Origin of the sequence: Sphingobium xenophagum (assembly GCF_002288285.1) — a bacterium.
Classification (GTDB): Bacteria; Pseudomonadota; Alphaproteobacteria; order Sphingomonadales; family Sphingomonadaceae; genus Sphingobium; species Sphingobium xenophagum.
The window spans coordinates 120778-143440 of sequence record NZ_CP022747.1 but is presented as its reverse complement, the minus strand read 5'-3'; the positions used below and the strand labels follow the sequence as shown (position 1 = coordinate 143440).

The 22663-nt window shown below is 62.6% G+C and carries 26 protein-coding genes and 3 pseudogenes; 11 read left to right on the top strand and 18 right to left on the bottom strand.

Going from position 1 to position 22663, the window contains the following annotated elements:
- Positions 1–28: 28 nt before the first annotated feature.
- Positions 29–220 (bottom strand): annotated as a pseudogene (locus CJD35_RS18765) (co-chaperone GroES); the annotation flags it as partial.
- Between the two features lie 196 nt (positions 221–416).
- Between CJD35_RS18765 and CJD35_RS18760 the strand changes: the two are divergent.
- The 6 genes and pseudogenes from CJD35_RS18760 to CJD35_RS18735 all read left to right on the top strand — a co-directional run bounded on the left by CJD35_RS18760 (position 417) and on the right by CJD35_RS18735 (position 2931).
- Positions 417–653 (top strand): hypothetical protein, encoded by a 237-nt coding sequence (locus CJD35_RS18760; protein WP_095687418.1) that lies wholly within the window; start codon positions 417–419, stop codon positions 651–653.
- Positions 650–919, top strand: coding sequence for an usg protein (locus CJD35_RS18755; RefSeq protein ID WP_095687417.1), 270 nt, complete (start codon positions 650–652; stop codon positions 917–919). The genes CJD35_RS18760 and CJD35_RS18755 overlap by 4 nt, the downstream gene beginning before the upstream one ends.
- Positions 916–1314: a hypothetical protein gene (locus tag CJD35_RS18750; RefSeq protein ID WP_095687416.1), complete on the top strand. Its 399-nt coding sequence runs from the start codon at positions 916–918 to the stop codon at positions 1312–1314. The genes CJD35_RS18755 and CJD35_RS18750 overlap by 4 nt, the downstream gene beginning before the upstream one ends.
- Before the next feature lie 45 nt (positions 1315–1359).
- Positions 1360–1590 (top strand): hypothetical protein, encoded by a 231-nt coding sequence (locus tag CJD35_RS18745; RefSeq protein WP_095687415.1) that lies wholly within the window; start codon positions 1360–1362, stop codon positions 1588–1590.
- Positions 1591–1719: 129 nt separating this feature from the next.
- Positions 1720–1989: a TehB family protein gene (locus CJD35_RS18740; protein ID WP_095687414.1), complete on the top strand. Its 270-nt coding sequence runs from the start codon at positions 1720–1722 to the stop codon at positions 1987–1989.
- Positions 1970–2931, top strand: a pseudogene (locus CJD35_RS18735) (NAD(P)/FAD-dependent oxidoreductase). Before CJD35_RS18740 ends, CJD35_RS18735 begins: the two are co-directional and overlap by 20 nt.
- Before the next feature lie 22 nt (positions 2932–2953).
- On the opposite strand, the gene CJD35_RS22775 reads toward CJD35_RS18735, so the two are convergent.
- The 3 genes from CJD35_RS22775 to CJD35_RS18720 all read right to left on the bottom strand — a co-directional run bounded on the left by CJD35_RS22775 (position 2954) and on the right by CJD35_RS18720 (position 4667).
- Positions 2954–3217, bottom strand: a complete 264-nt coding sequence (locus CJD35_RS22775; RefSeq protein ID WP_095687413.1) for a hypothetical protein — start codon at positions 3215–3217, stop codon at positions 2954–2956.
- Between the two features lie 224 nt (positions 3218–3441).
- Positions 3442–3687 (bottom strand): hypothetical protein, encoded by a 246-nt coding sequence (locus tag CJD35_RS22770; protein WP_095687412.1) that lies wholly within the window; start codon positions 3685–3687, stop codon positions 3442–3444.
- 200 nt (positions 3688–3887) lie between these two features.
- Entirely contained in the window at positions 3888–4667 is a 780-nt protein-coding gene (locus CJD35_RS18720) for a transglutaminase-like domain-containing protein (protein ID WP_095687411.1), read from the bottom strand.
- Between the two features lie 152 nt (positions 4668–4819).
- On the opposite strand from CJD35_RS18720, the gene CJD35_RS18715 reads away from it, so the two are divergent.
- Positions 4820–6325, top strand: coding sequence for an ABC1 kinase family protein (locus CJD35_RS18715; protein ID WP_095687410.1), 1506 nt, complete (start codon positions 4820–4822; stop codon positions 6323–6325).
- Between the two features lie 39 nt (positions 6326–6364).
- On the opposite strand, the gene CJD35_RS18710 is transcribed toward CJD35_RS18715, so the two are convergent.
- The 5 genes from CJD35_RS18710 to CJD35_RS18690 form a co-directional block, all read right to left on the bottom strand.
- Entirely contained in the window at positions 6365–6736 is a 372-nt protein-coding gene (locus tag CJD35_RS18710) for a response regulator (RefSeq protein WP_244917316.1), read from the bottom strand.
- A gap of 142 nt (positions 6737–6878) precedes the next feature.
- The gene (locus CJD35_RS18705; RefSeq protein ID WP_095687497.1) at positions 6879–7214 is read right to left on the bottom strand and encodes a hypothetical protein; all 336 of its coding nucleotides are present in this window, start codon (positions 7212–7214) and stop codon (positions 6879–6881) included.
- A 52-nt stretch (positions 7215–7266) separates the two neighbouring features.
- On the bottom strand, positions 7267–8904 hold the full coding sequence (locus CJD35_RS18700) for a Na+/H+ antiporter (protein WP_095687408.1): 1638 nt from the start codon (positions 8902–8904) through the stop codon (positions 7267–7269).
- Positions 8905–8933: 29 nt separating this feature from the next.
- Positions 8934–9242 (bottom strand): alkylphosphonate utilization protein, encoded by a 309-nt coding sequence (locus CJD35_RS18695; protein WP_095687496.1) that lies wholly within the window; start codon positions 9240–9242, stop codon positions 8934–8936.
- 14 nt (positions 9243–9256) lie between these two features.
- A complete protein-coding gene (locus CJD35_RS18690; protein WP_095687407.1) occupies positions 9257–9580 on the bottom strand; it encodes a helix-turn-helix domain-containing protein in 324 nt (107 codons plus the stop codon).
- A 191-nt stretch (positions 9581–9771) separates the two neighbouring features.
- On the opposite strand from CJD35_RS18690, the gene CJD35_RS18685 reads away from it, so the two are divergent.
- The 3 genes and pseudogenes from CJD35_RS18685 to acpP all read left to right on the top strand — a co-directional run bounded on the left by CJD35_RS18685 (position 9772) and on the right by acpP (position 12141).
- Positions 9772–10191: an acyl-CoA thioesterase gene (locus CJD35_RS18685; protein ID WP_095687406.1), complete on the top strand. Its 420-nt coding sequence runs from the start codon at positions 9772–9774 to the stop codon at positions 10189–10191.
- Between the two features lie 159 nt (positions 10192–10350).
- Positions 10351–11619 (top strand): cyclic di-GMP phosphodiesterase, encoded by a 1269-nt coding sequence (locus tag CJD35_RS18680; protein ID WP_244917347.1) that lies wholly within the window; start codon positions 10351–10353, stop codon positions 11617–11619.
- Between the two features lie 286 nt (positions 11620–11905).
- Positions 11906–12141, top strand: a pseudogene (gene acpP / locus CJD35_RS22845) (acyl carrier protein).
- A 73-nt stretch (positions 12142–12214) separates the two neighbouring features.
- On the opposite strand, the gene CJD35_RS18670 reads toward acpP, so the two are convergent.
- The 3 genes from CJD35_RS18670 to CJD35_RS18660 all read right to left on the bottom strand — a co-directional run bounded on the left by CJD35_RS18670 (position 12215) and on the right by CJD35_RS18660 (position 14065).
- Positions 12215–12838 carry an HdeD family acid-resistance protein gene (locus CJD35_RS18670; RefSeq protein ID WP_095687404.1) on the bottom strand — a complete coding sequence of 208 codons (624 nt, stop codon included), beginning with the start codon at positions 12836–12838 and terminating at the stop codon, positions 12215–12217.
- Positions 12839–12849: 11 nt separating this feature from the next.
- Positions 12850–13488 carry a Bax inhibitor-1/YccA family protein gene (locus CJD35_RS18665; RefSeq protein WP_095687495.1) on the bottom strand — a complete coding sequence of 213 codons (639 nt, stop codon included), beginning with the start codon at positions 13486–13488 and terminating at the stop codon, positions 12850–12852.
- Positions 13489–13747: 259 nt separating this feature from the next.
- Positions 13748–14065, bottom strand: a complete 318-nt coding sequence (locus CJD35_RS18660) for a hypothetical protein (RefSeq protein WP_244917346.1) — start codon at positions 14063–14065, stop codon at positions 13748–13750.
- 73 nt (positions 14066–14138) lie between these two features.
- Between CJD35_RS18660 and CJD35_RS18655 the strand changes: the two genes are divergently transcribed.
- Positions 14139–14339 (top strand): hypothetical protein, encoded by a 201-nt coding sequence (locus CJD35_RS18655; protein WP_095687402.1) that lies wholly within the window; start codon positions 14139–14141, stop codon positions 14337–14339.
- 8 nt (positions 14340–14347) lie between these two features.
- On the opposite strand, the gene CJD35_RS18650 is transcribed toward CJD35_RS18655, so the two are convergent.
- From CJD35_RS18650 to trbC, 6 genes are all read right to left on the bottom strand, one after another.
- Positions 14348–17164 (bottom strand): conjugal transfer protein TraG N-terminal domain-containing protein, encoded by a 2817-nt coding sequence (locus CJD35_RS18650; protein WP_095687401.1) that lies wholly within the window; start codon positions 17162–17164, stop codon positions 14348–14350.
- A 16-nt stretch (positions 17165–17180) separates the two neighbouring features.
- Entirely contained in the window at positions 17181–18644 is a 1464-nt protein-coding gene (locus tag CJD35_RS18645) for a conjugal transfer protein TraH (RefSeq protein ID WP_095687400.1), read from the bottom strand.
- A complete protein-coding gene (locus tag CJD35_RS18640; protein ID WP_095687399.1) occupies positions 18644–19459 on the bottom strand; it encodes a conjugal transfer protein TraF in 816 nt (271 codons plus the stop codon). Before CJD35_RS18640 ends, CJD35_RS18645 begins: the two co-directional genes overlap by 1 nt.
- Positions 19460–19674: 215 nt before the next feature.
- A complete protein-coding gene (locus CJD35_RS18635) occupies positions 19675–20067 on the bottom strand; it encodes a hypothetical protein (protein WP_244917345.1) in 393 nt (130 codons plus the stop codon).
- A complete protein-coding gene (locus tag CJD35_RS18630; RefSeq protein WP_095687398.1) occupies positions 20048–21910 on the bottom strand; it encodes a conjugal transfer protein TraN in 1863 nt (620 codons plus the stop codon). Before CJD35_RS18630 ends, CJD35_RS18635 begins: the two co-directional genes overlap by 20 nt.
- Complete coding sequence (gene trbC, locus CJD35_RS18625; protein ID WP_095687397.1) at positions 21910–22653, bottom strand: type-F conjugative transfer system pilin assembly protein TrbC; 744 nt, start codon at positions 22651–22653, stop codon at positions 21910–21912. Before trbC ends, CJD35_RS18630 begins: the two co-directional genes overlap by 1 nt.
- Between the last annotated feature and the right edge of the window lie 10 nt (positions 22654–22663).

The following is a 22663-nucleotide window of genomic DNA, read 5'->3' as shown; positions in this document are numbered from 1 at the left end:
CTGATGTTCGAGGGATGGGGGCGACCCGTCAGGCGGCCTGCTTGAGCTCCGCGACGGGCTCGATGATGCCGAGGATGTCGCTCTCCTTCATGATGAGCAGATCCTCGCCATCGATGCGAACCTCGCTGCCCGACCATTTGCCGAACAGCACCCGGTCGCCGGTCTTCACCGTGGTGTCGGTGAGCTTTCCGTTTTCGTCGCGAGTGCCAGGGCCGACCGCGAAGCTCAATTTGCCCCTTCAAGACCTTCCTGAAAATTTTTTGGCACTCGATGGAACGCAGTGCCAATCCCGTCGATCTCAATGGCTTGGAGATGAAAAAACGTCTTGACGCGACTCCGCATCGTACCAAAATCTGGTGGGTGCGGATGAGGATGTCCGCCACGAAAGACAGGAGCGACAGGAAAGGAGGCTGACTATGTCGCAACCATTTTCCCGTTTTCTTCATCCCTTCGACGTCGCGCACCATCCGGATCTGGAGCCCGAGGTCAAACGCGCCATCCTGGCGTCGTGGGCATCGGACAGATCGGCCGTGCGCGACAAGCCAGCGCTGCGCAAGCCGCGCGGCGCCAAACGCGCCGTGCCGATCGACGAAGTGCTCGCGGCCATGCGCACGCTGGACGAGGGGGATTCCGGTCAAACCCGCTTACAATGAGTGACCGCGGTTTTCTGGCGCAGCTGCAGGGCTACGGCATGACTACGGCGGAAATACACTATTACCGCCCTGACGCGCCGTCGCTCCTGCAGCTCTTTGTCTGGCAGGAATATGATCTCGCGCCCGATTTTCCAGTGTTGTTCGACTTCCTGGACCATTGGCGGCACGAGATCACCGCCGCCCTGCATTCCGTGCGGATCGCCCATGAGCAGATGATCCGTCCAACCGAATGGAGCGCGGTCGACGGGATACTCTCGATACGATGAAACAGGCGCTGATCCATAGGCTCAAAGGCCGGGGCAAGGGTGCCCGCCTCACCTTGCCCTTCGACGATATCATGGAGTTCGCGATTGCGTTGCTGACGGTTGGTCCCGAGGATCTGAAGGCGCTGGGCTGGACCTTCGCAGATCGCAAGCGCTTCCTCGATCATTTTCTTGCGTCCGGTCGGGCCGCGCAGGGCGTCGCTCCCGAGCATCTCGGGCAAAAATCCATCGAAATCGTGGTGCCCCGCAAGGATCTCGATCGCCTGCATCGATTTGCGGTCCGCGAACTGCCCAAGGCGGCCAGCAATGCCGCCATGCTCGACCGGGTGATCCGCGCGCTTAACGAGGCTGCGCAGCGTCAGGATGCCGGTAAAGGACGAACTTCCGGTCGACCCTGATGGCGTGGCCAGCTCCATTCAGTAACCGACCAAAGGAGACATTTCATGCGTTATCAGCTGTTTCGCGACAACGACCACAGCAAGCCTGTCGCGCAAAGCGATGAATTCGACAGCGAGTACAAGGCGACCGAATGGGCACGCGCGTGGGTGAAGTCCCAGGGCGATCACGATCGCTATCGCTTCCAGCAGATCGATGGCGGCCGTCCTATGCTGTTCCTGCGCACGGTCGCCGGCCAGTGGTACGGGATGCCCCTTGCCGAGGAAGCTGCGGCATAGGCGGCTCGTCCAGGCGCTTGTCCTCTCGCATGGACAAGCGCCGTGCGTTAGGCTTCCTGTGCACCACGCTTCGTCCGGTGCGCCACAGGACCAACGGGGGCGCACCGAAACCTGCAAGCGGACAAGAGAATGCCCGAACCCTTTCGCTCCACGCCTGTGTTCGACCAGAATACGATACCGGCTAGGCTGCGCGGCAATCATCGCACCAAGGTGGGGGTCTGGGGCGTCATCCGCGTCCTGGAAGGCTCCCTGAACCTCACCTATGTGGAGCCGCACAGTCAGATCCTTCTCACCCAGGAGGTTGTCGGGGTCGTGAAACCCGACCAGCCCCACTTCGTTACACCGCTCGGCAATGTCCGCATGCAGGTCGACTTTTACCATGAACCGCCCAAACTCTGATCGTGTCCGTGCGGCGGGCGTTTCGGGAGCACAGCCGCTCGACTGTCTGGTCATCGGCGGAGGCCCGGCGGGGCTTACGGCCGCGATCTACCTGGCACGCTTTCATCTCGCGGTCACCGTCGCCGACGCAGGCGACAGCCGCGCCGCGCTCTCATTCCCAGGACGCGCAATCATGCCGGCTTCCCCAAGGGGATCGCGGGCGCGGAGCTGCTGTCGCGGATGCGCGAACAGGCCCTGCTCCATGGCGCCGTCTATTCGCAGGTCCGGATCGAAAAATTGGACAAGGACGGAGATGTCTTCCTGGCTCGCGGCGGGCCGCATCGCTTCGCAGCACGCTCCGTCCTGCTCGCCACGGGCGTGTCGAACCACCGGCCCGATATGGACGAGGTGACGCATGGCCAAGCGCTGTCTCGTGGGCTTTTGCGCTACTGCCCGATCTGCGATGGTTATGAGGTGACCGACCAGCGTGTCGCGGTGCTCGGTACGGGAGCGCACGGGTACAAGGAATCGATATTCCTGCGCAGTTACACGAGCGACGTTACGTTGATCGCGCCAGATGGCAGGCATGCCCTGTCGGCGGATGAGGAGACGGGCCTGCGCGCGGCCGGGATCAATCTTCTCGAGGGGCCATGCACGGCCTTCCTGCTGGGCGAGGATGGACTAGAGATCGCGCTGCCCGGAGGACATCACCGCTTTGCGACCCTTTACCCCGCGCTGGGCTCGACGATCCACTCGCAATTGGCGGTCGATCTCGGCGCCGAAGCTTCGGGTGATGGATGCTTAGTGGTGGACAGCCACCAACGGACCAGCGTGCCGGGGCTCTATGCGGCCGGCGACGTCGTGCTTGGGCTCGACCAGATCAGCCACGCTATGGGGGAAGGCGGTGTCGCGGCAACAACCATCCGGAATGATTTGGCGCAAGCCTCACCGCTTCGGCGGTAACGCTTCGCACACCGGGCGGCTCTTAGCCGTCCTTGCCCCCGGAAATTACCGTGAAAGGCGGCCCATCTGCGCCGCACTTTCGGATTGCCTCGGCAAATCCTTGCGTACAGGAGCCTTCATAGCCCGGCACGAGCCGGCCGCATTCCTCGATAAGGTCGCCAAGGCTCGCGGGACTATGGCGACCCGACAGTAAGGCATCGCGGGCGAACGCGCCCTGCAGCCGAATGAGATCGCTCTTCAGGCTTTGGACGACCGAGGCCAATGCATCGAGTTCTTCTTGAGCCATACGCCAGTATAACGCCTTAAGGATGGCCTCGAAAGCGCGTCCTGTTAGGGGCAACGCGGGGCCACAGCCAAGCTTTTCGGAAATGTGCCTTCCGGTTGCGCATGGCTATGCCGTTTGCGCTCCCCTATCCTTAGCCGGCACGATCCGATCGAACGACGAACTATGCCTGCCTATCGCCTCGACCTCTGAGCTCGACCTGCCGTCCAATTGAACTGAACCACGTTCTAGAGCCACTTGAACCCGGCGATCGCTTCCAGGTCGCCAGGGCCTAGCGAGGCAGTTGCAATCCACCCTTCAGCGCCTCTGGCGAACTCGCCGTCGCGCAGAACATAAAGAACCGATTTCGAGGGGGTGGTTCGTGGATCGAAGTTCGCCGGGACCGAGCCGATCTGTCGGCCTGACTGGAACACTCCCACGCGTTCTTCCGGCAGCTGCGTCGTCTTACTGCGCTGGAGGCCCGACCATTGCATGGAACCTCTTCCTTTTCTGCTGGGAGGGGCAGGATAGTTTCGTCCAACGAGATGCGGGTTTCAAGCCGTGATTGATCCAGAGAGGGGCAATGGTTCAAGGGTCTTGCCACCGTTGGGCAGTCTGCACGTGTCGCTTAAACGATGCATGAAGGCACTGTGCAAAGCCGGTATCGGGGCAGGGATCGCATCCCCTCGCACTGTCAGGGCACGGCTTGGACTTGGACAGACTGGCTGTTGAGCACAGCGCTGCCATAAGCGGTAAGGAAGGCAATGTCGGCCGCGTCGCGGCCGATCCCTATCTTGGCCATCGCAGCTTCGCGTGCCATGCCCGTCGCGTCGACCAGATGCCATTCGCCGCCGAGGAACACCTCAGCCACGGCGTGAAAATCCTGCGGTTCGACGCCAAGCGCGTAGACGCTCGCTATGCGCGCCGGAATGCCTGCGGCGCGCACGAGAGTGATGAGGACGTGCGCATAATCCCGGCAGATACCCTGCCGTCGAATGAAGGTATCGGCAGCCGTCGTGTCCGATGTGCTGACGCCGGGCACATAGCTGAGATGGCTATGCACCCAGTCGCGCATCGCGATCACCTTCCGGCCGCCTTCCAGCGCATCGAATTCGGCGCGGACGAAGGACTGGAACTGGTCAGAGGGACAATAGCGCGACGGCATCAAATACTGCACCGTCTCGCCCGGCAACTGGTGGGGCGGGACGGCAGGCAATGCCTGGCAATCGTTGAGGATCCGGTTGATCGAGACGGTCGCCTGGTAATCGACGCGCAATTCGCTGCCGACGCGTACCCAGATTCTTTCCCCAATCAGATCGTGCGCCGAAACGCGCGCAAAATGCTCGGTCTCGGACAGGTCAATATGGGCGTCATCGATTATCTGCTCCGGGATGGCCGCCGCTTCGAGCTGCAGGAGGACGTCGGTCGGCCGGTCGAACCGATAGTCGAGCTGGGCATGGATGGCGATCTTCATCAGGATCCTTCGTTAGCAAGGCGCAGCCCTGCACGACGCGCGGGGTGGCTCTCACGAAACCCGCCCTTGCTCCCTACGTTCCTGCCGCGCACGGCGCGGTCTCGAAAACGCCGCCCCTTCGTTTCCGGTGTACAGCCCCTATCTCTCACGCCATGTTCAAAAGCTTGATGGTAGCGGCCCGGGACCGGGAGCGTCTTGGTGAGGTCACCGGGGTCCTGGCGCGTTATGGCCTCGACACGGCGATCGACCGGCTCGGGCTGGGCGCCAAAGATTTTCCTGCGGGCGAGGCAGCGGCGCTGCCCGCACGCACGCGCCTGGCGCTGGAGGAATTGGGTCCCACCTTCGTCAAGCTGGGGCAAATTCTCGCCACACGCAGCGATCTTCTTCCGCCCGACTGGATTACCGAATTGGAGCGGCTTCACAGCCAGGCGGCGACGCTCCCCTTCGAAACGGTGCGGCCCGCCATCGAGGAGGCCTTGGGAGAATCTGTCAGTAAGGCATTCGCCGCGTTCGATCCCGAGCCGCTTGCCGCCGCCTCGATGGCGCAGGTCCACCGCGCCCGCCTGCACGATGGTCGCGCCATCGTCCTCAAGATCCGGCGGCCCGGCATCCGGACCCGCATGGAAGCGGATCTGCGCCTCATCGCCCAGTTCGCGGCGGTCCTCGAGCGGGCCAGTACGGAAATCCGGCGCTTTGCTCCCACCGCGCTCGTCCAACAGCTCGCGTCCGCAATCCTGGAGGAACTCGACTTCACCAACGAGGCCCGCAATGCCGACCGCCTGCGCGGCGATCTCGCCGGCAACGCGCAGGTCGTCATTCCCGAGATCCACTGGGAATGGACGTCGGAAACGCTGCTGGCCATGGACTATATCGAAGGGGTCGCGCCGCGCTCGGCAGAGGCCCTCGTCGAGGCAGACATCGATCCCCACGCGATCGCATCGCTCGGCGCCCAGGTCGTGCTCGACATGGTCCTTCTCACCGGCCGGTTCCATGCCGATCCCCACCCCGGCAATCTCCTGTGCTTGCCCGGAAACCGCCTCGCCCTGCTGGACCTCGGCTTGATCGGCCATGTCAGCCCCAGGCGCCGGGAAGAGCTTTTGCGCTTCGTCCAGGCTATCAATATCGGAGATCCGCAGGCCCTGGCGGAGACGCTCGCCCTTTGGTCCGCCGGTGAGAGCCCGCCTCGCGAGCGGCTCCTTCTGGCGGCCGAACAGCTTGTCGCCCGCCATGGCGGCACGCGCCTGGTGCTCGCCACCCTGGTCAATGATTTTTTCGCGCTCATGCGGCAGGAGCGGCTGACCGTCCCGCCCGACCTGCTGCTTATCTTCAAGGCACTGGTGACGATCGATGGCGTCCTCGCCAACATTGCCCCCGGCTTCGACCTGACCCTTGCTCTGCGGCAGGCTGCAGTGCGCATCGTTGCCTCGCGACTAGATCCCGCTGCTTGGACCCCGGTGCTGCAAGGTCTGCTGCTCGAGATCACAAGGATCGGGCAGGATGGCCCGCGGCTGCTGAGGTTGATCATCGAGCGGCTGGAGCGCGATCAGGTCATCCCACCGCGGCGTTGGGGCACGGAGATCGCTGCGGCCGGGCGGTGGATCGCGGGCGCTATTGTCGCAGGATCGCTCATCCTCGCGGCGGCTGTCACGCTTTTCTAGGCGCCCCTGATGTGGCTCGCCGCTCCGCGCGCCCTGTTCTCAGGCGGCGGAGAGGCGGTCCTCGATCACGCGGAGCAATTCGCGATGGTCGACCGGCTTCGAGAGAAAGACAGCATCGTCGGGCAACGCGTCTTGCTCGGGCCGAACGGCGCCTGAGGAAACGATCAGAGCAATGGGAGGATAGGCATCGCGAATATAGCGCGCCAGGCGCAAACCATCCATCGACCCCGGCATCTGGATATCGGTGACGACGATCCGGATCGAGGGCAGCGCTTGCAGGACCTCAAGAGCCTCGGCGGCGTTAGAAGCCTCTTCGACCGCATATCCCTCGCCCTCCAGGAGATCGACAAGGATCATCCGGAGGACCGGCTCGTCATCGACAACCAGAACATGTTGCCTATCGGCCATCATGCAATCCTCGGTAATACAGCAACACATATGCCCCGTTTCCCTATGAACGGCGGCAGGGGGCCATGGTTCACGGACAAGGCCGCAAAAGCGCAGAATTCTTTCTGATTTTCGACGAACTGTGACGGTTGCGACCGCGCCGTGATTACTGGATCGCGTGGCCGATAAGGAAAGCTTCGGCGCAACGTACCTGTTTGACGACCTCGTCCGGGGACAAGCCAAGCCGTGTCGCCACCGTTACGACGTCCAGTCCATTATGGCGATGCAGGCAGTAGACGCGGCTGGTGAGGTGCGGGAGCAAGCTGATCAGGTCCCAGTCCTCGGGTGCGATTTGGGACCGTCTCGCAGGCGGCATGAGGCGGTCGATCGCGGTCTGGAGGTGCATCGCCGCATCCTCGTTGACGCCGTCGACCAGGGTCAGCGCACGCTCCAGCAGGCGCAGCGCTTCGTCGACCCTGCATTCCCGGTCGGCCTCGTCCATGGCCCGCTCCTCCTTTTCTGTTCTTGGCTCCGTACTGTCCTGTGTCGACCCGTCAGCCGAGCTGGGCCGCATGGCGGGCTTCCGCGAGATCAAGCTCCCGTATGAGCTTGCGCGCAAGCTCGCTGCCAAGCTCTCGCTTGCGAACCATGCGAAAGATCTGGCTCCGTTCCGCTTTGAGCGCGGCGATGCGCAGGCGCCGTTCGATCGCCTCACCTCGCCGCATCTCGGCATTTTCCTCGCGCGTCCCCACCCTGCTTTCGATCCGCTCGCGGTAGCCGTCCATGATCCGCGCGGCAGCCGACACATAGAGATCGGCATCCGCCCGGCCCTCGGCCAGTTCATGCTGGACCTCCTCGATCCGGGCGATGGCCGCTTCGGCCGCTTTGATGCGCGCGGCATCTTCGACGCTCTGCTGGTCATGCTCGGGCGGCATGCGCAGGCCGCGCAGCAGGACGGGAAGGCCAAGGCTCGCGACCAGCAGCGAGACTATGATGACCCCCATCGCCAGGAAAATGGCGAGGTCGCGCCCAGGGAAGGGCGACCCATCGCTGAGCACGAGCGGTAGCGTGAGTACGCCCGCAAGCGTGATAGCGCCGCGCACGCCGGCAAAGGACATCGCTGCGACTATGCGCCAGTTCGGGGTCGATTGTCCCTCGCCCTGCCGGAAGAAACTCAAGCGGAACGACAGCCAAACCCAAAGAAAGCGCAAGGCGGCCAGTCCAAGATTGATCGCAAGCACATAAACGCCGAGCCACCAGGATTCATGATGACCGGTGAGGCGCACCGTCTCCGCCGCGCCCGCGAGGATGGCCGGCAGCTGTTCACCGAGCAGCACGAAGATCACGCCATTGGCGGTGAACTGGATGACATCCCACACCGTGTTGCGGCGAATGCGCGTCGAGGCGGCAAGTTCGCCGCTCCCCTCAACGAAACCCATCGTAAGGCCTGCGGCCACCGCAGCCAGGATGCCCGAACAGTGCAAGTGTTCGGCAACGAGATAGGACCCGAAGGGCAAAAGAAGGCTAATGAGGATCTGCGCTCCGCCCTCCTCGCCATAGCGCCGCGACACCCAGTTCTTGGCGTGCGAGACGAGCCAGGTCAGGCCCGCACCGACCGCCAGCCCGCCCAGCGCGACCCACACGAAGTTGATGGCGGCCTGGTGAAGCGAAAAGGCGCCGGTCAGCGTCGCTGCGATGGCAAAGCGCAGGCAGACGAGGCCGGAGGCGTCGTTGAGCAGCGACTCCCCTTCCAGGATATGCATCATCCGCTTGGGAATGGGCACGCGCTGCGCGATCGCCGAAACGGCGATCGGATCCGTCGGCGAGACGACCGCCGCCAGCGCGAAGGCGACGGCAAGCGGCATGGCCGGGATCATCCAGTGGATGAAAAAGCCCATTCCGACGACCGTCGCCACTACAAGGCCCAGGGCCAGTTCGACAATCGTCTTGCCGTCCTTGAACAATTCCTCGCGCGGAATACGCCAGCCATCCAGGAAGAGCAGCGGCGGCAAGAAGAGGAGGAAGAAGATTTCGGGATCGAGCGTGACCCGCCAGTCCGCAGCAAGCCCGATGAGCGCGCCAAGCGCGATCTGAAACAATGGCCGGGGGAACGGCAGGGGGACCATTCGCGAAAGGATGCCGCTCAGGATCACCGCGAGCAGCAGAAGCAGAACGATCGAGATGACTTCCAACAGGGTTCCTCTATCTGGCGTGCAGTCGCTCAGCGCTTGCGGACGAATTCGGCGCGCAAGACGAGGCCCTTGATACCCTCGTAGCGGCAATCGATTTCCTGGGGATCGCCGGTCAGGCGAATGGACCTGATGAGAGTGCCGCGCTTGAGCGTCTGGTTGGCGCCCTTGACGGTGAGATCCTTGATCAGAGTGACGCTGTCGCCATCGGCAAGGATATTGCCCACGGCATCGCGCACTTCGACCGCATCGCTCAGGCCTTGTGCCTGGGCCTGTACATCCTGCGGGCTGATCCACTCGCCGGAGGCTTCGTCATACACATAGTCGTCCGAACTGCTCATCATGGTTCCCTGGCTCACTGCGGCGGTACGGCGCCGAGATCTTCCTGATCATAAAGCAGCGACGGCACGGTCCCGGCCGAGCGCCCAGCCTTCGTCTCGCGCAGGCGAACCCCGCGGCCCACGCCGCTGCTCGGCGCGTTCTCGCCAAGCAGTTCAATGCCAGCGCTTTCGAGCGCCCCGATCACTTTCACCAGGGTGTCGACCACGCCGCGCACCTGCCCTCCCGAGGCTTCCATGCGCTGGATCGTCGGTAGCGAAAGGTGCGCGAGTTGGGCGAGTTGGCGCTGGTCAATCCCAAGGAGGGCGCGAGCGGCACGCATCTGCTGCGAAGTGATCATGCGCTCTCATGACGTATAAAACATCAAACTGCAATCTTATCAATCATAGATCATGTGTGATAAGGCCTGCCACCGATGCCGACGTCCGCAATGCCGGGCGGGGCATCGATCGGGACGTGGCGGCGTGTAATCTCCGCGCGCCCCGCTTACGGCCCAAGCCCTTTGCGCTCCATCATGATATGAGAAGGCCCATGACTACCGCGATTCCCCACGCTTATGAGATCGGCATCGACCCGTCCGACATCGACTTCATGGGCCATGTCAACAATGCCAGCTACCTCAAATGGGTGCAGGATGCCGTTCTCGACCACTGGCGTTCGCTCGCGCCCAGCGAGGCCGTCGCAGGGCATCTTTGGGTCGCGCTCAAGCATGAGATCACCTACCGCCGCCCGACCTTCCTGGACGACCGCGTCATCGCGACGGTGCTGCTGGAAAAGGTTCAGGGTGCCCGCGCCTTTTACGACACGGTTATCCGGCGCGGTGAAGAGGTGCTCGCGGAAGTGAAGTCGAGCTGGTGTTGTGTCGACGCCGTGACCAGGCGGCCCGCACGGCTCGCCCGGGAGGTCATCCAGCATTTCTTCACGCTCGACTCTCCCGCTCAGCCAATCTGACAGGCAAAAGACGCCGCGCGCCGGGGTTGCCGGCGGGGTTATACAGTCTGCGTGGGGTAATCAGCTCCCCCGCACTCTTCGCGCATGCCGACCGCGCCTTTAGCCCGTTCTTAACCGGAATTTAGGGCGCGGGGGGTGAAGACGGGGCGAAGGGGTGCCATGAAGCGCAAGATCGCGATCGACCAGATTAGTGCCGGAATGTTCGTCGTCGGCTTCGAGGGCTTCTGGTTCAAGCACCCTTTCTGGCGCACGAAATTCCTCCTCTCCCCCGCGGACGTGGACGAGATCCGCGCCTCTGGCGTCAAGGCGATCTATATCGATGATGCGATGGGAGCTTCGCCGCCGCCGCTTCCTGTCCCGTCGGCCAATTTAGCCAAAGGCCCTCTTCCCGCTGCCCGAGAAGCTGAGGCGCCCCGCCGCCCTCAGGCCATTGCCCCGCTCGCGCCGGTGCGACGATCGATGCCGATCGAAATGGACGAGGTTCAGCGCGCCACGGAGTCGATCCAGAGGTCGAAGCGGGTCATCATGCGCATGTTCGGCGAGGCCCGCATGGGCAAGGCGGTCGCCCTGCGCGACGTCGAGCCGCTGGTCGATGAAATCGCAGCATCGGTGATGCGGGACGCGGCCGCCATGATCAAGGTGACGCGCCTCAAGCGCAAGAACGAGTATACCTATCTGCACTCGGTGGCCGTCTGCGCGCTCATGATCAATCTGGGCCGCCAACTCGGCCTATCGGAGACGCTGACCCGTGACCTCGGCACTGCTGGGTTGATGCACGATATCGGCAAGATGGCGGTGCCAGGCAGCGTCCTCGACAAGCCCGGTTCGCTCAGCGACGACGAATTCGAGATCATTCGAACGCATCCGCAAAAGGGGCACGATCTTCTCAAGAAGACCGAGGGCATCTCCCCGATCGCCCTCGACGTGTGTCTCCACCATCATGAGAGGGTCGACGGCAAGGGCTATCCGTTTGGTCTCACCGCCGACCAGCTCTCGCTGCATGCCCGGATGGGCGCGATCTGTGACGTCTATGACGCGGTGACGTCCCGGCGACCCTATAAGGACCCCTGGACGCCGTCCGACGCGCTGGCCAAAATGCTCGATTGGGAGGGACATTTCGATCCGGGCGTGCTGGATGCGTTCATTCGCAGCATCGGAATTTACCCGGTGGGCACGCTCGTGCGCCTGCGCACCAACCGGCTCGGCATCGTCATCGCCGGCAACAACCGCGAGCCGACCATGCCGATGGTGCGCGCCTTCTTTTCTACGATGGAGCGAGAATTCGTGCCGCTCGAAAGCTTCATCTGCTCGGCGACCCTGAAAGGCGATGCCGCAATCGGTATCGAAACGGCGAGGCGTGGTTTGGTCCGCGATGGCCGGTCATCCAGGCGTTCGTGCTCGATAATCGCATGCCGACGGCCGATCTGATCGGGTCCGGCCGAGCCATCATCGCTTCGCGGGAAATGGACCAACTGCGCGTAGCGGCGAGAAACTGATCGTTCTGGGTGACAACTGCCACCACTGATGCCGACGGCGTCCTTATCGCCAAATCCTGATGCAAATGTCTGAAGCACAGGTCAGAGTTCCGGGATTGCCTGTCCTCTTTGAGCCGCCCAGCTCGCGGCGAGTTTGCGTGACGGTGCGGGCTCTAGCGTCTAGAGAAGAGCCAGAGAATGCCATGCGGCATCCGCCAGCATGGCCCGCGGGCAAAGACATGACCGATACTGCTACGCGCGTTGCAAACCTGATTGCCCAGCAACTGGGTGTCGACCCGACAAGGTGACGCTGGAATCCCACTTCATGGAGGATCTGGGTGCGGACAGTCTGGATGTCGTCGAGCTTGTCATGGCGATCGAGGAAGGCTTCGACGTCCAGATTCCCGACGATGATGCTGAGAAGATCGCGACGGTGAGGGATGCCGTTCTCTATATCGAAGCCGCGATGGTCTGAGGCACCTGCGGCGCCACGCTCGGGATCGATGCGGCGAGCCCAAGTTTCGACTTGGGCCGCCGCACGCTTCCTTTTACGCCGCCACCGCCTCTGGACCAGGTCCCTTGTGGCCCTCTCGCGAAGCCCGCAGCCGCCAGGCAAGGCTGATCAACAGCCCGCCCCCGAGCAGAGCCCAGGCGCCGATAAGCCATGCGACGGACAGGATCGAGGCGATCGGCTGCAGATAGAGCAGGACCAATATCGCGACGCCTAGCCCGACGGTGATCGTGCCGGAAAGGGCGAGGAGCACTTCCCCGCGGATTTCCTTGCGCAGCCGAACCGCAGCGACGATCTCGAGCAGGCCGACCGCGATGGCCCAGGCAGCAACCAGAACCAGTGTCGCCAACGCGTAGCTGACGGTGAACTCCAACGGCAAGGCCACAAAGAGGCCGGCTGCTACGAGCCCGAGAACGCCGCGCAGGACCAAGGCGATCCACCGGTCCGCCTTGTGCGCGGCACCCTGTATCCCGGCAATCAGCGAGGCGATGCCGTCGACGCCAGCAAAAGCGGCAAACAGCATCGTGAAGGCAAAGAGTGCGCCCGCGGGGAACAGCAGCGCCGCTATGCCCAGCGCCAGAGTCAGGACACCGCGAACCATCATCCATTTCCAGTTTTGCGCCACCAGCGGGACGCCGCGCCAAAGCGAAGTATCGTGCATGCCGTCCTCCTTTACTCGCGCCGCTGGCCCATGAAGGTCAGCAGCAACTGGAACAGGTTGATCAGGTTGAGATAGAGCGAGAGTGCGCCAACGATGGCGAGTTTGCTCGCCTCTTCCTGCCCGGCATAGGCGTAATACTCGTTCCTGAGACGCTGCGTATCCCAGGCCGTCAGGCCGGTGAACACCACGATGCCCGCGATCGAGAACAGCATCTGCAGCGTCGAGGATCCCAGGAACAAATTGACGATGCTGGCCGCCACGACAGCGAGCAGACCCACCATCAGGATCGGGGCCCAACGCGACAGGTCAGCGCCGGTGGTATAGCCCCACAGACTCATCGCTGCGAACACCGCCGCGGCCGTAAAGAAGGCGAGCGCAATGCTCTCGCCCGTGAACATCAGGAAGATGCTGGCCATCGAGACGCCCATGACGCCGGCAAAGACGAAATAGGCTGTCCGGGCCATGGCGGCCGATATCTGATGTAGGCCGAACGATAGCAGAAGTACGAAGGCCAGAGGCGCGAAGATCGCCACCCACTTTAGCGGCGTGCCGAAGATGGGCTCGTACAAGGCCGGCGTGGACGCGACGCCAAACGCGACCAGACCAGTAAGGGCAAGACCAAGCGCCATGTTGCGATAGATGCCGATCATGTGGTTTCGCAGGCCGGCATCGAAGCCCCGGTCGATGGGGCTTGCCCTGCGCTGCGAAGGCATCGTCCGATTGAACAATGATTCCATAGCTCTCTCCATCGATTAAGACGACAGATCGCGCTGGCGCAGCGAGAGGCTTATAGCGAACCGCAACACCGAGCACGCCCGGTGCGCCGGCCTGTCGTTCAGCGCGATAAGCCCGGCCCACGATCCGAAAAATGTGTTCGGTTTCCGTGGTTTCAAGACCTGTGCCCTGCCTCTATCCGGCCGTATAAAGGACACCCGCAAGCGAAACGCAGAACACGGACAGCCACATGAAAATCTGGCTGAAGACGTGCATCACGAGGCCAACCCAGCTGTAATACCGCCTCAGCACGGCGGCCGAACCGACAGCGACGAAAAACACGATCAGCGCCGACGCGGAAGGTGTGGGATCACGTGGGAGCGTTTCGTCGAACAGCGGCAGCAGCCCTAACGCTGAAACGAGGAGCCACGAGAACATAAATGCCAGGTTGCTCGACAGGTCGAGATCCTTAGCAAGCGTGTCGCCAACCGGGGTTGAATTTGGCCTAAGCAAGGTTCGTTGTCCGTCGCCGGGACTTGAGAGGTGGCGGCGTTTCGGGTATATTTTCTGTGCTTAGGAGATTTCCATGTCGTTCGACATCGATACCTACATCCGCACCCAAGGTTTGACCGGTGGCCCGATAATCACGGGTAAGGTTGATGAACCGATTCCGAGCCTCGAGCCATTTACTGACGAAGAGGGGAAAGTTACGCTCGGGGGCAAGATTGGCTATCTGCTTGCTTACGCAGTGGCAGCCGGCGCCCTCGGCTATTGGTTTTTGATGTAGTTCATCACTCATTTCCGAAGCTCAGGATTCAGGAAAAAACCTTTATCGTGGCCCGCATTCACCTCGGACTGAATGCGGGAGGCGCCCTGCATATTGGAAGCTCTGCCCGCTTGTGCGGCTGCTCGATCCCCGTCTAGCGCAGCTTTGCCTGACGAAATCACAGCAGCTGCTGCGCCGGGATCGCCTGCACTAGGCCCTGCCGGAATGCCGCCAGCACCATGCGGATGATAGGTGGCCCTGACATCGGCCGCGGAGGACACGTCGGTGCGGTGCACATCAACGAGATCAGGCTCGTTGAGGCTTCCACGGATTTCCTCGTAGATCGCTTCACGCTTCTCCGACATCCACCGCTGGACCATTTCATCCCGGACACTGCGCTGATGCTCGGAAAGGTCCGTCGCCCAAATTTCGGGAGCATCCAGACCAGGATTTGCCGCCTGTTGCGCACGGTACCAGTTCGCGAGGTCCTGGCTGAGGTTCGTGCTGAGTTGCATGCCATGGCTCTCGGCCCAACTGGCGTCGCGAGACAGCTGCTGGGACAATTCCTCCAGCTTGCGCGCAGACTCCTGATATGAGCGCGCGCGGGAGAGAGCGTCTTCAGTGCTCACCGAAGCCGACGAAGTCTGCGAGGCGCGACTGAACACGCCGCTCCGGCTGTAGGTACCGTCCGAGGAACTCGCGCCGGTGCCGTTCGAATGCTCGTCGCGTACCCCGCTGGAAGCGGTGTTGGAGCTATCGGTGGAATTGGTCTGCCCGGTGCTTCTTTGCAACTGCTCTTGCTGCGTTCCAGACTTAGATACGTCTCCTGAGATTCCTGGGAGGCGTCCAAACCTGCCACCATTGCCGCCCTTCGTGCCCGAACCTCCCGCTTGCGGTCCTCCCAGTCCTGCCGAGAGTCTGCCGGTTACGACGTCCGCAGTAACTGCACTTCGATCATGGCTATCCGAGACCCGTTCGGACTGGCTCGTCGAAGATCTATCTTCCAGCCCCTGAGAACTGCTTCCTGTTCTCCGGTCGAACTGTTCGATGGAAGTGTTGGCCTGGCGACCGCTGCTCGAGTCCCATCCAGACGACCGCTCGGTCGAGGTTCCGAATGCGCTGCGATTGGTATGGGTCGAGGTCAGAATGTCGTTTGCGGCGTTTTCATAGGCCTGCGACTGACGGTGCGCCTCGTTCGCCATTTCGCGCCATTCTGCGACGGCGCCCGACGACATCGTTGGCGTAAACGCCAGGCGTGAAATAGCGCCGCCCGTATCAAAGACCTCCTGTCCGTTGCCAAAGCCATTGATCAGCGCGCCATTATCCTGGCGCCAACTCGTCATCGGCGCGCCGCCCATATAGCTCGGCGCCTTGGTCCACTGGTCGCTCTGCTGCATGTTGGAGGTCGAGTTCGCCCAGCTGACATTCCCATAGGAATAATTGCCCGTCGTCTGCTCGAGGGCAGCGGCTTCGGCGGCGTTCTGTGCCGGCGCGAGCATCGACATGGACTGTCCGGCGATGGACATGGCGCCGCGCGCGAGTCCGGCCGCGAGGAACGGGACCGACATCAGCATAAACCCTGCGATCGTCGCAGTCTCACCGTTTACGGCGCCGATGCCTGCGAAAGTGCCGAGCGTAACGCCGCCCGATGCGATGCCGGTCGCCGCAGTCTCGGCGCGCGTCATGCATATCATATGCAGGATCACGTAAAGCGGGCCCCAGGCAGCCAGGTAGAAGAAGCCGACAGTGTAGCCCTTGAGCGCGCTCAGCCCGGTTTGCGGCATGAGGAAGAGCGGAAAGATCACCGGAAACATCGCAAAGAACACGACTGTCAGAACGATGTTGAGGATCGGCACCCAGGCCATCGCCTGTTGCGCAATCGAATTATAGGTGTTGCGCGCCTGTACGTCGGCACGGGTCTGCGCGAACGTGTCGATTGCCGCCGCCCCCGTGCTACCCGCCATGGAGTTGCGCGCCTGCATGAATGCGTTGATCGCGGTGTTCTGCCGCATATAGTCAGCGTAGCTGCTTCCCGACCCCGTGAAAGCCTGGTTCACGATGGGAACATCATGCTTCAGCTTGTCGGCAGCAAGCGCGTTGCTGAGCTTGGGGTAGACCTCTTTCGCCCAGATCGGGGTATTGGCCTCGATCATGTTGGCCCACTGACCCGAAAGACCGTCATAGGCCTGGCGGCACGTCACGATATAGCTCGTGACCGCGCCGCTGCCGTCCTTTTCCAGCCATTCCTGGGAGCGCGCTTCCGAACCCGGGCCGATCGCAGCCCACAGATCCTGCGCCCTCGACAGCTCGGTCAGCGATTTCTGGTTCAGCATCACGTCGCCGAACACACAGTTCTTGAAATGCTTCTCGAGATTGGTCGCAAACTCGGCGTCGCGGATCACGAAGTTGCGCGTCGCATCGAACAGCCTCGCGCCATAAACCATGCCATTGGTCGTGTAATTAAGCTCGCCGGGCATCACGAACACGGTCTCGGCGGTGCGTGTCATCCAGTCGCCGATCTGCGTGGTGAAGCTGGCCAGCACGCCCAGCCCTAACGGCACATTGTCTATCGTCGCCGGCGCGAGCGACGGATTTACCCGGTCTGTCACCTTGATGTCGACGGTCGGCACCATGAGGCACAGATAGATCGCCGTGGCCTGAAGGAACCAGTTCATCCACGCTTTGTAGTTAAGCGTGAAGGCCACAACGAGAAGCGAATAGATGAGGCCCATGACCATCACGACCCGGAGCAGCGCGCGATAGCCCCCGCCCCCCGACCAGGCCGCTACAGCATTGAAGGTGTTGACCAGATATTCGCCGCCACCGACCGTGAAGACCTCTAGCATCGCCTGTTCCCCGGCTTCAGTTCAGCCCCTGCGAGCTCAGCCCGCGCGAGAAGGTCAGCGCCGAAGCCATGCCCGGCGTCATCGAATTCTGCAGGGTAGACTCGAGCATCATGCTGCGGTTGATGAGCTGCATCGTGACCTGCAGCTTGTTGTTGAGCTTGACGTCGCGCTGCGCGTATTTGGCGCGGGCAGCGGCGATCTGAGCCTTCCACTGGGCCGCGGTAGCCTGATCGAAGGTCTGGTAGTGAACCTGGCTTTGCTCGACCCGGTCCATCATATTGTCGAGCATAGCGGTGAGCAGGTCGACCGCGACGATCTCCGACATTGCCTGGATCTCGCCGGGCGACAACGAGTAATGCGCATAAGCCTGGACGCTCAGGATCTTGAAGATCGGCACCGTCGCGATGTTCAGAAGCTGCTTTTCTGCGGCATCAAGTGGCGTATCGCTGCGGATCTTGTCGTTCATCGACTGGATCAGCGCTTCGATCCGGGGGCGCAACGCGGAGGACGCCGGCACCGAAAGCGTCTGCTCGCCGACCTCGTAGCAGTTCTCGTCATTGCATTTGAGGAGCTTCACCGGCGGCGCCTCAGCCGTACCATCCAGAAGCGCGGTTACCACGGCGTCTTCGGCCGGGCCGATCATCACCACCTTGCCGCCGACACTCGGATCGTCCGACGGCTTCGTGATGACCGTGCCGACCAGGGTCATGATGAATTCGGAAAAGCTCTGGTCGAATGCTCCAAACTTCCCTGCCTTCTTCAAGGCCTCCCAGGTATAGTTATGCGGCTCGCCGACAAGTTGGTCCTTCATCGACGCATCGCTGTTTCCGGCGATCGTGTTATCGCGCTGGTTGCCATTGTTGCAGCCCTGCCGTGAGGCGGCCCAGTCCGAGAATATGCCCTGGCTGTTGCCGATGGCTTCGCAGATGGTCGAGCGGGTGGTGTCCATCTGCGGCCAGATGCCGCCAACCAGCGCCTGGGCGGTCTCGCAGCTCGAGATGTTCATCTGGTTGAGGAGCTGCGCCTTCTGGCTGAACTCGTCCATCACCTTGCCGATTTCCGGAGAGACGGAGTCAATCGCGAGCTTGAAGGCAAAGCCAAGTGCATTGTTGGCGGTGGCCTTGAGCATCGCCACGATCTCGGAGGCATTGATGAATGAGAAGGACCCCGAAAAGAGGTCGATGCCGCCGCAGCCTGCTCGAGCGCTGGGCAACTGCAGGTTGAACGGCGACACCGACTTTTGCGGGAAGCGCGTCCAGACATTGCCCATCGAATAGTAACCGGCCGACTGGCCCTGGAAGGCGCTTGGGCCCGTCACATTGGCCGCACCGCCCGCGTCGTTGAAGAAGCTGTTCATCTGGCCCGCGACATCGGCATGGGCAACGCCCACCAGCGCGAAATGCGATGCCGCCAATAAGGCGGCCCCATGAGAGAGGCGCCGGATCGCCGCCCGTGCCCGTCCGGAACTCTTGCGTGCCATCAGTAGTCACTCCCCACCTTGGTGTTGGTGAGCATGAAGATCCGGTCCATGATCTCATCGGCGCTGAGGATGCCGTACCCGACCGGGATCGTCCGCTTCGTCTGGGTGTCGAACAGGACCAGCGCCGGCGTCTCGTTGCCGGTCAGTCCCATGCGGGCACGCTGGCCCGTGTCGACGACATAGTTGGGAAATTCCTTGTTTGGGCCGCCGTCCATCGAGACCGCCATGACCGCCATCCGATGGCTGTCGGCGACCGAGCGCAGGATCGGCGCGAAGAGCTCGCAGGCGCCGCAGCTTTGCGCGTAGAAATAGAAGAGCCCGTAGCGCTGGCTGAGACTCGTCAGGACGGCATCCCGATCCGCCTTGCGATTGTCGAGCCAGGCCCGTTTGCCGACCGTCGAAACCGGGCGCTGCAGCGTGTAGTCGATGTCGGGATGCTGCCAGAGAGCGCGCTGCCACGTATCGGCAAAGGTCGAGGCCCGGTCGAGTTGCTCGCGCTGGAAGCGCACATAGGCGATGACATTCTCTTCAGAGGGGTCAAGGATCGCGCGGGCCTTGAGCTCATCGAGCTCCTTCGCGATCGCGGCCATGCGTTCGGCAGCCGAGGGCTCGGGCGCCTGCGGCGACGCCGGGCGGGTATCGCGCGGCTTGGGTTTCGAGCAATAGAACCATTGCCCCAGGCGGCGCTCGCCACAATAGAAGTCGTCGGGCGATTGCCCGTCGATCGTGTCGCGGCCTGCCCCTGCCTCCTGCGCGTCAACAGCCATGGGCATCAGCGCCAGAACCACTGCGCAAATCCTAGTGAACTTCGACATGGCTCGGGATCCTTTCCTGTGGCTGTGGCGCAGCGGCAAAGTGAGGCGCGGAAGGGCGGGCGGCGGACGGGTCGAGCGCCTGGGGGTGGACGCAGCAATCGGACGGGTCGGCGTCCTTCGCTGCGCGGCACGGCGAACTTCTCGCCGTCGCAGGCTCGGGCGGCGGCTGTGCGCCTGGGCCCGTCAGCGTCAGCACCAAGGCGAAGATGACGGGATCAATTATCGGCAGGGCCATTGTCCAATTCTCCCCTGGTAAGGCGCAGCACCGACATCATCAGCGCCACGTCGATGAGCCGGGTGCCTTGATCGAGCATCCGGATAATTCCCTCCACGAGCGGCCGCGCAGCGCGGCGGCCCTGCTCGCTCGCCTTCACTGCCTCGCCGACCGGCGTCAGCCAGCCACGGCTCACCATGCCGGGGACCAGCAGCGCGACCTGATCGGCGGGCATGTCGCCGAACCAGCTATGCAGGACCGCGAAAATCTCGCTTGCTCGGATGGGAGTGCGGGCGCGGAAGGCGCAGACGAAGATCGACAGCTCGAGAACCGTCATCGCGCTTTCGTCCCCGGCATCGCGGGGTAGCCCCGGATCATTTGCCGTGGAGATCATAGTAATCCTGTATCTTCGACTGAATGTCCGTCATCGTCTGGACTTCGTCGGGAAGCTTTGCTGCATCCAGGAAGTCCGAATAGATTTCGGTGAAGTCCATCACCGAGAGGTCGAGCGAGGCGAACTCCTCGATCGTGAAACCCTGGCACTGCTCCTTCTTGGGCGCCCCCCAGGGCTTTCCCAACTGCACCCGGCCCTGCTCCTGGAGGATCCGCGACAGCTTGCTTTCAAAGCAGCAATAGGCCGTGCGCTTGGTCTTGCAGATGCCCAGGAAACTCGATGAGCAGTAGGTACCCAGATTGTGGCAAAAGCCCATCCGGTCCTTGATATCGAGCCTCATCTCGTCCTGAGAACAGGCGAATAAAACGAGGAAAGGCGTCGCGAAAGCTGCGATCGCAGCCGGCCCGCCCGCCAGAGCGGCGGCGCCCGCGGCTACCGGCACCAATCCCGAAACCTTGCCGGCACAGCAGTTGATGAGCCCAAATACCGGCTTGTGACAGGTCTCGCGTGTGCCCGAAAACACCCGGTAATTGGTCTCGTCGAACTCCTTGCCGGCCTGGTCGATCGAGTGCAGCGCCACCAGCGCATCCTTGAATTCGGTCGAGGCCTGCCGTTCGATCGGCTCGCAGTCGCCGTTGATGCAATAGACGTCGTCGCCGCAGATATATTGCGGGGCGTCGGCCGAGGTGCCCGACGGCGTCGGGCAGCGATAGATCTTCTCCTGAACCTTGCAGGGTCCGCCGTCAGGATCCTCGTCCAGGCATTCGGTGCGCTGATAGGTGCAACTGCCATTGGCTTCGAGTTCCGAGCAGTCGTTGGCCGACGAAATAGTGTGGCACTGGTAGCTGCGCTGCCACGCCCAGCACGGCTGCGTGACAGGCACACCATCGACGATCCGGGTAACCGGATCGCTTGCCGTGCAGATCTCCGATTCCAGCGTGCATTTGCTGTCGCCGGCATAGGCCGCGCAGAGACCCTCGTTGCGGGTGATGACGGGAACCGCTGGTTCCTCCTGCCTGGTCAGCCAGTAGTTGCCGGTCGAAATCACCGTGCCAGGGTGATAGGCGCCTTGCGTAATCCCTTGCGCTTCAGCGCTGCACTTCACCTCAACGGCCGTGTGGCCCAGGCTTTTGCAGGTGTCGGCCGCCGTGTAGCCATAGGCCGCCATATTGTCGCAATAGTCGATGGGCCGGCTTTCCCAGCAGACCCCGGAGGCGATTTCATCGTCGAACGCGGCACGGGCCGGATAGGGGCCGCCATCGCTCGGCAGGAAACTCAAACGGCCGGTATAATAGGTGTAGATCGTCCGCTTATCGGTGCGCACATCCAGATTGACGGTGCAACTGCGGGCGTTGGTCGTTACCTTGGCGCCCGCGTTGCAACTCGCTTCATAATAGCCGCTCGTGCCCGACCCAGGCGGAAGCGCGGTGCAGCTTCCGCTCGTCCCGCCATAAGCCTCTCCCGCCAGATAGGTGGAGGGATCCTCCTCGATGGTGGTCGCGCGATTGGTCGTCGAAAGAATCTCGGCATTGCTGAAGGTCGGGCGCACATGGCTGCTGTCGGTCGTGATCTGGTACTGCTCGCTGCTCGACTTGAGCGCCTGCGCATCATTGATCAGCTTGTCCGGGTCATCGAAATAGCTGCCCTGCGGAAGGGTGGTTCCCGAGAACCCCGGCACGGCTTCGGCCTGCGCGTTGTCGCTGGGCACCAGGACCGGATTGGCCTTGGCCGCGGCTCCCATCGCCTTTCCCTGCTCGCGCGCTTCCTCCAGCGTGGTCTGCGCCTGCGCGGGGAAGCTGGCCCCGGCCAGGACCGCGAGACTGATTGCGAGCGCGAGGCGCATCAGCGCTGCATCCGCATATTTGAGAGGCCAACGGCGGCGACCCGGGCGCCCGGACCATTGCCGTCGGCAAAGCTGCTGAGCGCATATTCCACGGTGACATTGCCCGTCATGCGGTCATAGGGCGGCACCTTTGTCTGGCAGGAGAAGCCGGCGCACAGGTCGAAATCGGACGACACGGCAACATAGGTCGGGACCGCCTGCACATTGAAAGCTCGGAACAGTCGCGGATCGATGCCGACATTGGCGAATTCGTCCTGGCGCTCGACGATCTGCCCGAGCCGAGCCGAAAACTCCTTCATGCTGTTGTTCGGAAAGCCGCGGAACACCACGACGCCGCCAGCGCGCGCCGTATCGCGAATAAGCGGCTTCAGGGACTGCGGCGGCATCGAGAGACTGGCGAAGACGATGAATTGCGGCGCCTCGCCGCTCTTGACGCTGGCATTGCCGGCGGCGCCTTGCACGATCTCATCGAAGTCGATCGCGCCGTCTGGCCCCTTGGGCAGATTCTTGGCCGCGACCTGCCGCATGTTTTCGGTGCCGGCTTCACGCACCGCGACGGCCTCCTCGCGAAACTGATCGCCGCGATCCTTGACGTGGTTCACGAAGGCTTCGGCATCCGCGGCGAGATCGGCCGAGCGCTTTTTGATGGCCTGCACGTCGAGACCATCGACGGTCTGAGCGAGCAGCGCCGATACACCGGCGGTAGCAAGCAGGGCGGTAACGCCCCAGGCAGCGAAACGCATCGACCCCTCC

Coding starts and splice junctions, on each gene's coding strand:
- CJD35_RS18760 (WP_095687418.1), top strand. CDS start 417: ATGTCGCAACCATTTTCCCGTTTTCTTCATCCCTTCGACGTCGCGCAC.
- CJD35_RS18755 (WP_095687417.1), top strand. CDS start 650: ATGAGTGACCGCGGTTTTCTGGCGCAGCTGCAGGGCTACGGCATGACT.
- CJD35_RS18750 (WP_095687416.1), top strand. CDS start 916: ATGAAACAGGCGCTGATCCATAGGCTCAAAGGCCGGGGCAAGGGTGCC.
- CJD35_RS18745 (WP_095687415.1), top strand. CDS start 1,360: ATGCGTTATCAGCTGTTTCGCGACAACGACCACAGCAAGCCTGTCGCG.
- CJD35_RS18740 (WP_095687414.1), top strand. CDS start 1,720: ATGCCCGAACCCTTTCGCTCCACGCCTGTGTTCGACCAGAATACGATA.
- CJD35_RS22775 (WP_095687413.1), bottom strand. CDS start 3,217: ATGGCTCAAGAAGAACTCGATGCATTGGCCTCGGTCGTCCAAAGCCTG.
- CJD35_RS22770 (WP_095687412.1), bottom strand. CDS start 3,687: ATGCAATGGTCGGGCCTCCAGCGCAGTAAGACGACGCAGCTGCCGGAA.
- CJD35_RS18720 (WP_095687411.1), bottom strand. CDS start 4,667: ATGAAGATCGCCATCCATGCCCAGCTCGACTATCGGTTCGACCGGCCG.
- CJD35_RS18715 (WP_095687410.1), top strand. CDS start 4,820: ATGTTCAAAAGCTTGATGGTAGCGGCCCGGGACCGGGAGCGTCTTGGT.
- CJD35_RS18710 (WP_244917316.1), bottom strand. CDS start 6,736: ATGATGGCCGATAGGCAACATGTTCTGGTTGTCGATGACGAGCCGGTC.
- CJD35_RS18705 (WP_095687497.1), bottom strand. CDS start 7,214: ATGGACGAGGCCGACCGGGAATGCAGGGTCGACGAAGCGCTGCGCCTG.
- CJD35_RS18695 (WP_095687496.1), bottom strand. CDS start 9,242: ATGAGCAGTTCGGACGACTATGTGTATGACGAAGCCTCCGGCGAGTGG.
- CJD35_RS18690 (WP_095687407.1), bottom strand. CDS start 9,580: ATGATCACTTCGCAGCAGATGCGTGCCGCTCGCGCCCTCCTTGGGATT.
- CJD35_RS18685 (WP_095687406.1), top strand. CDS start 9,772: ATGACTACCGCGATTCCCCACGCTTATGAGATCGGCATCGACCCGTCC.
- CJD35_RS18680 (WP_244917347.1), top strand. CDS start 10,351: ATGAAGCGCAAGATCGCGATCGACCAGATTAGTGCCGGAATGTTCGTC.
- CJD35_RS18670 (WP_095687404.1), bottom strand. CDS start 12,838: ATGCACGATACTTCGCTTTGGCGCGGCGTCCCGCTGGTGGCGCAAAAC.
- CJD35_RS18665 (WP_095687495.1), bottom strand. CDS start 13,488: ATGATCGGCATCTATCGCAACATGGCGCTTGGTCTTGCCCTTACTGGT.
- CJD35_RS18655 (WP_095687402.1), top strand. CDS start 14,139: ATGTCGTTCGACATCGATACCTACATCCGCACCCAAGGTTTGACCGGT.
- CJD35_RS18650 (WP_095687401.1), bottom strand. CDS start 17,164: ATGCTAGAGGTCTTCACGGTCGGTGGCGGCGAATATCTGGTCAACACC.
- CJD35_RS18645 (WP_095687400.1), bottom strand. CDS start 18,644: ATGGCACGCAAGAGTTCCGGACGGGCACGGGCGGCGATCCGGCGCCTC.
- CJD35_RS18640 (WP_095687399.1), bottom strand. CDS start 19,459: ATGTCGAAGTTCACTAGGATTTGCGCAGTGGTTCTGGCGCTGATGCCC.
- CJD35_RS18635 (WP_244917345.1), bottom strand. CDS start 20,067: ATGATCTCCACGGCAAATGATCCGGGGCTACCCCGCGATGCCGGGGAC.
- CJD35_RS18630 (WP_095687398.1), bottom strand. CDS start 21,910: ATGCGCCTCGCGCTCGCAATCAGTCTCGCGGTCCTGGCCGGGGCCAGC.
- trbC (WP_095687397.1), bottom strand. CDS start 22,653: ATGCGTTTCGCTGCCTGGGGCGTTACCGCCCTGCTTGCTACCGCCGGT.